We start from the raw sequence: 672 nt of genomic DNA, 5'->3' as shown, positions 1-672 counted from the left end.
GAGATCTTGCGTCTGTTCGGACTCGGATGCCCGCACGTTGCTACCTAGTTAGGTGCAATACTGTTCATTTAAGTGCTTGGGCGGACAATACAGACTGTGGCTCGTATGCGCGTGGTCGGCATGCGGGCGCGGGGACGGAGCGGAAACTTGCTCATCTTCCGTTTAACGCCGCGAGGGACATGGCGATGGCGACTGGACACGACGCGCTCCTCCAGAATCTCCTGCAGTATGGCGTCATGAAAGGCGGCGCGGTCCTGAGGGGGGAAGCGCCGCGAAGCGCGGCAGTTTTCGGCGGATGACCCGCACGGCGTGCACGAACGATAACCGATCAGGATCTTCCCGGACCCGGACAGCGGCGTCATGCATCAACCCGCGGACCGCCACATGCGCCAGCAACAAGCCATAGAATTCCTGACGGACCAAGTTGGGCGTCTTGCTGCGCAACACAATCTGCGCGCCCCGCAGGTGCGTCTTGAGTTCGTCGAACGCGGTTTCAATCTCCCACCGCTCCTGGTACACGGCCGCCAGCGCCGGCGCCGGCGCGGCGGCCGGATCCACGAGCGTCGTCATCAGCCGATACCGCGGCTCGGCGTCAGGCACGCCCGCGAGCCGATAGTCGATCACACGGACGCGCACCCCGTTGGTCTGGTGCCGGCGATCGCGCTGAGCAGG

Annotated in this window: 1 protein-coding gene; it reads right to left on the bottom strand. The window is 64.3% G+C overall.

Annotated elements, in window-relative coordinates; all coding sequences use genetic code 11:
• Positions 1-234 precede the first annotated feature (234 nt).
• Positions 235-636 carry a transposase gene (locus tag GEV06_28875; GenBank protein ID MPZ21856.1) on the bottom strand — a complete coding sequence of 134 codons (402 nt, stop codon included), beginning with the start codon at positions 634-636 and terminating at the stop codon, positions 235-237.
• Positions 637-672 lie beyond the last annotated feature (36 nt).

The organism is Luteitalea sp., from assembly GCA_009377605.1.
GTDB lineage: Bacteria > Acidobacteriota > Vicinamibacteria > Vicinamibacterales > Vicinamibacteraceae > WHTT01.
Note: the sequence above shows the minus strand (reverse complement) of the source record. Positions and strands in the feature narration are given on the sequence as shown.